Below are 6,537 nucleotides of genomic sequence, written 5' to 3' on the forward strand. Positions count from 1 at the left end.
GGTCCAGCGCAAGCAAGATAGCGGAACGGCGCGAGCCGTCCGGTCTCAGTTGAAGAACATCGTGACGTACCGGAGGGCTCGCGCCCTACCGCTAACAAAAACACACCGATTGGTGTCAAACGAGGTGGCCCTGAGCGCGTCGGCCAGTGGCGCGTGTGTGCCAAAACACCCCACGCGCCGGTCGCTGACGCTTCCCGCTGACACTCTTTTCTAACGCAACTTTGCGGCGAAGTGGGGTCCGCCGTACAGCGCCGCGTCGCCGAGCATTTCTTCGATGCGGAGCAGCTGGTTGTACTTGGCCATCCGGTCACTACGGCTGGCGGATCCGGTTTTGATCTGGCCGGTGCACAGGGCGACGGCCAAGTCGGCGATCGTGCTGTCTTCGGTTTCGCCGCTGCGGTGACTGGTCACGGCGGTGTAGCCGTGGCGTCCGGCCAACTGGATCGCATCGATCGTTTCGGTCAACGAACCGATTTGATTGACTTTGATCAGAATGCTGTTGGCGATTCCTTCGTCGATCCCTTTTTGCAGGCGGGTGACGTTGGTGACGAACAAATCGTCGCCGACCAATTGGACCCGGTCGCCGACGCGTTCGGTCAGCTTCTTCCAGGTCTCCCAATCGTCTTCGTCGCAGCCATCTTCGATGCTGCAGATCGGGTACTTTTCACACCAGTCGGCGAGGAAGTCAACCATTTCGTCGCCGGACAATTCCTTGCCGTCGATCGCGTACTTTTTCTTGTCGCGGTCATAGAATTCGGTCGATGCCGCATCGAGTGCGATCCAAACCTGTTCGCCGGCTTTGTAGCCCGCTTGGTCGATCGCTTGCATGATGACGTCGAGAGCTTCTTGGTTGCTCTTCAGGTCCGGCGCGAAGCCGCCTTCGTCGCCGACTGCGGTGTTGTAGCCCTTGCTGCTGAGCACCTTCTTCAGGTTGTGGAAGATTTCGGTGCCGCAACGCAGAGCATCGCTGAATCGTTCAAAACCGAGCGGCATGACCATGAATTCTTGGATGTCGACCGAGTTATCGGCATGCTCGCCACCGTTGATGATGTTCATCATCGGCGCGGGCAGCAGGCGTGCACCGACGCCGCCGAGGTAGCGGAACAGGGGTTGTCCGGTTGATGCGGCCGCGGCGTGTGCGGTGGCCAGCGAAACACCCAAGATGGCGTTGGCGCCCAGGTTGCTTTTGTTTTCGGTACCGTCCAAGGCCAACATCGCCGAGTCGATTTCGGCTTGGTCGAGTGCGTCCATGCCTTGCAGGGCTTGGCCGATTTTTTCGTTGACGTTGGTGACGGCCGTTTGAACGCCCTTGCCCATGTAAACGGACTTGTCGCCGTCACGCAATTCCCAAGCCTCGTGGGCGCCGGTGCTGGCGCCGCTGGGGACAGCTGCACGGCCGTGGGCGCCGTCTTCCAGCAGGACTTCGCATTCAATGGTCGGGTTGCCGCGGCTGTCCAGAATTTGGCGGGCGTGAATCGCTTCGATCAGGGTCATCGGGGACCTCTCGAGGGTGTTGGGGGTGTGGCGGGAAGTGTTTTGTTGATGACGAGCGCGTGCCATCGCTTGTCCGATTGGTCGGCATTCTGTCCAATGCGGGTCACAGTGGCTACCCGCCGAGTATTTTTGACGCATTTTCCGCCGTTCTGCTATCTGCAATGTTTACTGGTCTGGTCGAAACAATGGGCGATCTCGTCGAAATGGTCGACGATCCCCCCGGCAAGCGGCTTCGCATCCGTTCTCCGCTGATCACCGGTGACGCTGCAATCGGCGACAGCATCTGCATCAACGGATGCTGCCTGACGATCGTCGCCTTGGACGGGGACGTCGCTGATTTCGAGGCCGGCCAGGAAACCCTTTCGCGGACCAATTTGGGCAAACTCGTCGCCGGAGACCGCGTCAACCTGGAACGCTCACTCGCCGTCGGCAGCCGGATGGGCGGCCACTACGTCAGCGGTCACGTCGACACCCTCGGCGAGCTGATCGAGCGCAGCGAAGACCCGCCCTGGGCCAATCTGCGGTTTCGGATTCCCGCCCAGTACGCCAGCCAAGTCGCCAGCAAAGGCAGCATCGCGATCGACGGAATCAGTTTGACGGTGGTCGATGCCGACGAAGATTCCTTTAGCGTTGCCTTGATCCCGCACACATTGGCCATGACCACGCTGGGATTTCGCAAGATCGGTGATGCCGTGAATCTGGAAACCGACATTCTGGCCAAATACGTGCAACGTTCGCTGGGATTGCTCTCGGACGACCAGATTCACGATCCCAACAGCAAAGCAGACGGATGAATCAACCACGTCAAACAGCCAGCTACCTGTCCAAACGACTCGCCGAAGCCGGGTTGCGGCCCGTTTCCAAGTACGGCCAGAACTTTTTGATCGACCTGAACCTGGTCGACCTGATCGCCAACTCGGCCGAGCTGCGAAAAACCGACGTGGTCTTAGAAGTCGGAACCGGGGTCGGATCACTCACGTCGCGACTCTCCGATGCTGCCGGTGCCGTGTTGTCGATCGAGATTGACATGAATCTGCACCAACTGGCCAGCGAAGAATTGGCCGGGCGGCCGAATGTGAAACTGCTCCAAGGCGACGCGCTGCGAAATAAGAATTCCCTACGCGACGATTTGAAAGGGTTGGTCGTCGATGCCATGCAACGCATCGGCCAGGACGCGCGGTTCTTGTTGGTCGCCAACCTGCCCTACAACGTCGCCACACCGATCATTTCTAATCTGCTGCATCAGACGCCGCCGCCCGACGCGATGGTCGTGACGATCCAAAAAGAACTGGCCGAGCGGATCGTCGCCACGCCCGGGACCAAGGACTACGGCGCACTGAGCATTTGGATTCAGTCGATGTGTCACGCCGAAATCGTACGCATCCTCGGCCCCAAAGTGTTTTGGCCCCGCCCCAAAGTCGACTCCGCGGTGATCCGATTGGATTTGGATCACCAGAAACGTGACGCCATCGCCGACCTGGACTATTTCCACCAGACGGTCCGCGCGCTGTTCTTCCACCGACGCAAGTTTTTGCGCAGCAACGTCATCAGCGCGATGAAGAACCGGCTGGACAAGTCCCAAGTCGACGAGGTCCTGCAGTCACTCGGGCACGGCGAGACCGCGCGTGCGGAAGAATTGTCCGTCGAACAGATCCAACAACTGGTCGAAGCCCTGCGGATCGCCGAAGGCAAAGCGGAATAGGCGTCCAGCCTGTCACCCCAGCGGGAAGCGTCAGCGACCGGCGCGTGATCTGTCCTTCCAGTGGGAAGCGAGACGGCTTGTTGATCGAGTGAGCCGTGACGCGTGAGCGGCCGGGCCCAGCGCAATGCCCGGGGCCTTACGGCCAGCGGCTCACCCCTGGTTTCACATTCTCAAGTAAATCAACAAACCGGGCAGCGACCGGCGCGCACCCCTCACTCGTCAATCGACGCCTCAACCCGCACCGGCGTGGCAAACTCGCCCTCCATCTCATAAGGCAACTCCCAGACACGCTCGCCGGTTGAATCGGCAAAGTACAGGTGGCTTTCGCTCAGCTTCGTCGGATCCCCGTCGGCCCAAAAAACGAAAAACGGATCCTTGGCTGCGATCGGACGGCGCGCGTAATTGTGGTTGCGGTCGCTATCGGATGTGATTTGCGTTTCCCGCCGCCACGTCGCCCCCTGATCCATGCTCGTCCACGTCACCAATTCGCCACCGCCTTGGTACGGCTGCGGTCCCGGCTGGGACGGGACGCGACAGGTCCAAGTTCGCTCGTCCAGATACAAACTGCCCATGTCATAGTTATGGTCCGTGCCGCAGACAATCGAGGTTTTCCATGCCTCTCCATCCCAGCGGGTCACACGGAAATGACGTGGGTCGTTCGGCGGCCCCGGCTCGTGGCCGGGACTGGTGACGTACAGCAGAACCGGATGTCCCTCGCGGTCGAACCCCATGTCCTTCAAATAGACGTTCAACTTTTGCGAGGCGTAGTCGATCACACGGGCGGGCGAGGCGACATCCTCAAGAGGCGGCTGGACCGGCGTTCCATCGACCGTCGTCCACGTCTGCCCCCGGTCCGGAGTCTGGACATAATAAAGATCGGTGCGCTGATCGACGACGCCGTTGGGATGCCGATTAAAGAACGTACCGGTCAGTCCGTCGCGCGTCGCGCTGGTCTGGTAGTGTCCGCCACGACTATCACCCGGCTGACGAATACCGGCCAGTTTCTGATCGGCAGTCCACGTGACACCGTCATCGCTGGTTTCCCAGTACAGCTCTCGGACGCCGGTGTACTTCGTAAACAGGTGCAAGAATCCTTCGCCCGCGACGTGATGCGGCTGCGGGTACGTCATCTCTTCTTCGGAAATTAATTCAAAGCCATCGATGCTGTAGGGCTTGTTGCTCTTGTACTTGAATCCCGGGCGCACGCGTCCACGACCGCTCACAAAAATCCAAAGGTAGCCGGCATCGTCGACGGCGATGCTGGGGTTGTCGTGTGGATCATTGACCGTCTGTTTGTCATGAACCACAACGGGCTTGGGAACCCGATCCGAGGCGTGATCGTAATACGAAACCATGCACAGCAGATGCCGATCGTTTGGTCCCGTCGTTCCGCCATAGACAAAAAACGTCTTCTCGACCTGGGGACAATAGATTGCGAGCGGTGTGTGTTTGGCGGTGTAGGTCCCCAGTCCGCCGGAGTATTTGTCACCATAAGGAAACACCGGTTCTCGCGACGCTTTTGCATACGGCTGACCATCGCTTCCTTTGCCGTAGAACTGCCCGAGTGTGAACCAGATGCCCTTGTATCCATCCATCCGCTGCCCGTTCAAAACGGGGGCTTGTCCCGCAACGTTGCTGGCAAGAATGGCGCCGATCACCAGCGACAGCCAACGTTGGTGTGCAGCCTTTAGGCGTTCCGCACTGCCGGTCAATCGATTCGCACTGCCGAGGAATCGGCTAAAGCCTGGGCACCTCTCGTGGGTTCCCGTGTCACTCGTTTTAGTCATCAGTTCTTGGCTCCCAAACAGTAGAGAAATTCCTGGCGTCGGTCACCGTCATAGTGGGCGATTCTCATGAAGATGTGACTGTCACAGATCGTCGGCGTGGCGAACACACTCTCACCCAGCTTGTTTTCGGCGACCTTTTCAAATCCCTCTGGGCTTGCCTTGAACACGAACGTTTGCCCTTGCTCGTTGGTCGCGTAGATCAGATCACCAACCAAGACCGGCGAACTGCTGAAATCGCCTCCCAGTCTGGCTTTCCAGACGGTCTCGCCGGTTGCACAGTCGACACATTCGGCGATTCCGGCGTCGAGCGTCAGGTACAGGTAACCGTCCTTGTGCAGCATCGAGGGGACGTAGGTTCGGGTGTTGGTCCGCCAAGCGACCTTTCCCGATCCGTCGGCGAGGACGGCCGAGACGTGGTTGTCGGGATACCCGCCGCTGGTAAACACGTGTTTGCCATCGGTCAGTGTCGTCGTCACGCACTCTGTCGTCGCCCCTTCGATTTCCCAAAGCGTGGCGCCCGTGGCGGGATCCAGACTGGTGACCAGGTCACAACCGGTTAACACCAGTTGGTCTTTGCCCGAGACGTTTACGATCGACGGTGTGGGGTAATTCGGTTTTTCAGGACGATCACGTCGCCAAACGATTTCACCCGTCGCACGATCCATGGCAACGATCGCGCCGCCTCCCTTGTTGTCCGCCGAACAGATGACCAAATGCTCGTAGATCGCTGGCGAGGAACCATAACCTTGGTGAATGACGTAGTCGGACAGTTTCTGCTGCCAAAGGATGGTTCCCTTCAGATCGAGCGCCGTCGTGTGAATGGCTCCGTCGTTGAAGAAGTTGATGAACAACCGCTCGCCATCGGTGGCGACGGTGGATGAAGCCCACGATGCTTTTTCATTTGCTTTACGTTTGCCCTTCGTCTCGTAGTTGGCTTGGTGCACCACCGATTCCCACTGCAATGATCCCGTCTGGCGATCGAAGCAAAGCACCACTTGTACCTTGCGCGTGTCATCGGCGGTCGCCAGAAAGACATGTCGCCCGAACAACATTGGCGATCCGTGGCCACGACCGGGAATCGCGGTTTTCCAGACCACGTTGTCATCTTCACTCCACTGCAGCGGCGGGTTCTGGTCGGGCGCGGCGCTGCCGTCGCGCTGCTGCCCCCGCCACCACGGCCAATCGGTCGCGGGAAACGAGGGGGTCTGGGCGAACGCGACGTCCATCGCAAGCGTCAACAGAACAGCGGCGGAGAACAATGTCTTGAACATCATCGGTGTAAAAAACTCAGGGACGATTTTGTGCTTGGAAGAGCAATAGCATAGCGGGGCAAATGACCGTGCGCGGACCGTGTGAGGAACAGCCCGCAGACTCGCGCCAAAACGGCTGATTCAATCGACAGACCGTCAGGGGTTTACGCCCCCAATGCCGCACGCAACGCCGGTTCGATCGCGTTGGCTTGGTTGAAGAAACCGAGATCCGAGGGATGGGATCCATCGGTGGTGTCATCGCGATTGTCAGCCAACAGACTTTCACCGTCGACATAGAACAACC

6 protein-coding genes are annotated in these 6,537 nt (G+C 59.1%); 2 read left to right on the forward strand and 4 right to left on the reverse strand.

What is annotated here, in order from left to right:
* Positions 1–210: 210 nt before the first annotated feature.
* Entirely contained in the window at positions 211–1,494 is a 1,284-nt protein-coding gene (gene eno, locus ABX749_RS16995; RefSeq protein ID WP_095738579.1) for a phosphopyruvate hydratase, read from the reverse strand.
* A 161-nt stretch (positions 1,495–1,655) separates the two neighbouring features.
* Here eno and ABX749_RS17000 point away from each other — a divergent pair, with 161 nt between their 5' ends.
* Positions 1,656–2,288: a riboflavin synthase gene (locus tag ABX749_RS17000; protein WP_145221928.1), complete on the forward strand. Its 633-nt coding sequence runs from the start codon at positions 1,656–1,658 to the stop codon at positions 2,286–2,288.
* On the forward strand, positions 2,285–3,196 hold the full coding sequence (rsmA, locus tag ABX749_RS17005; RefSeq protein WP_372897017.1) for a 16S rRNA (adenine(1518)-N(6)/adenine(1519)-N(6))-dimethyltransferase RsmA: 912 nt from the start codon (positions 2,285–2,287) through the stop codon (positions 3,194–3,196). The genes ABX749_RS17000 and rsmA overlap by 4 nt, the downstream gene beginning before the upstream one ends.
* Positions 3,197–3,408: 212 nt before the next feature.
* Here the strand turns inward: rsmA and ABX749_RS17010 are convergent, their stop codons facing one another.
* From ABX749_RS17010 to ABX749_RS17020, 3 genes are all read right to left on the reverse strand, one after another.
* Positions 3,409–4,983 carry a BNR-4 repeat-containing protein gene (locus tag ABX749_RS17010; protein WP_372897018.1) on the reverse strand — a complete coding sequence of 525 codons (1,575 nt, stop codon included), beginning with the start codon at positions 4,981–4,983 and terminating at the stop codon, positions 3,409–3,411.
* The gene (locus ABX749_RS17015; protein WP_372897019.1) at positions 4,983–6,257 is read right to left on the reverse strand and encodes a PQQ-binding-like beta-propeller repeat protein; all 1,275 of its coding nucleotides are present in this window, start codon (positions 6,255–6,257) and stop codon (positions 4,983–4,985) included. The genes ABX749_RS17010 and ABX749_RS17015 overlap by 1 nt, the downstream gene beginning before the upstream one ends.
* 140 nt (positions 6,258–6,397) lie before the next feature.
* Positions 6,398–6,535: an SGNH/GDSL hydrolase family protein gene (locus ABX749_RS17020; RefSeq protein ID WP_372897020.1), complete on the reverse strand. Its 138-nt coding sequence runs from the start codon at positions 6,533–6,535 to the stop codon at positions 6,398–6,400.
* Positions 6,536–6,537 lie beyond the last annotated feature (2 nt).

Source organism: Stieleria sp., assembly GCF_041595215.1.
Lineage (GTDB): Bacteria > Planctomycetota > Planctomycetia > Pirellulales > Pirellulaceae > Stieleria > Stieleria magnilauensis.

Excerpts from the sequence above, each read along its gene's own strand:
- rsmA (WP_372897017.1), top strand. The coding sequence starts at position 2,285 with ATGAATCAACCACGTCAAACAGCCAGCTACCTGTCCAAACGACTCGCC.
- eno (WP_095738579.1), bottom strand. The coding sequence starts at position 1,494 with ATGACCCTGATCGAAGCGATTCACGCCCGCCAAATTCTGGACAGCCGC.
- ABX749_RS17010 (WP_372897018.1), bottom strand. The coding sequence starts at position 4,983 with ATGACTAAAACGAGTGACACGGGAACCCACGAGAGGTGCCCAGGCTTT.
- ABX749_RS17015 (WP_372897019.1), bottom strand. The coding sequence starts at position 6,257 with ATGATGTTCAAGACATTGTTCTCCGCCGCTGTTCTGTTGACGCTTGCG.
- ABX749_RS17000 (WP_145221928.1), top strand. The coding sequence starts at position 1,656 with ATGTTTACTGGTCTGGTCGAAACAATGGGCGATCTCGTCGAAATGGTC.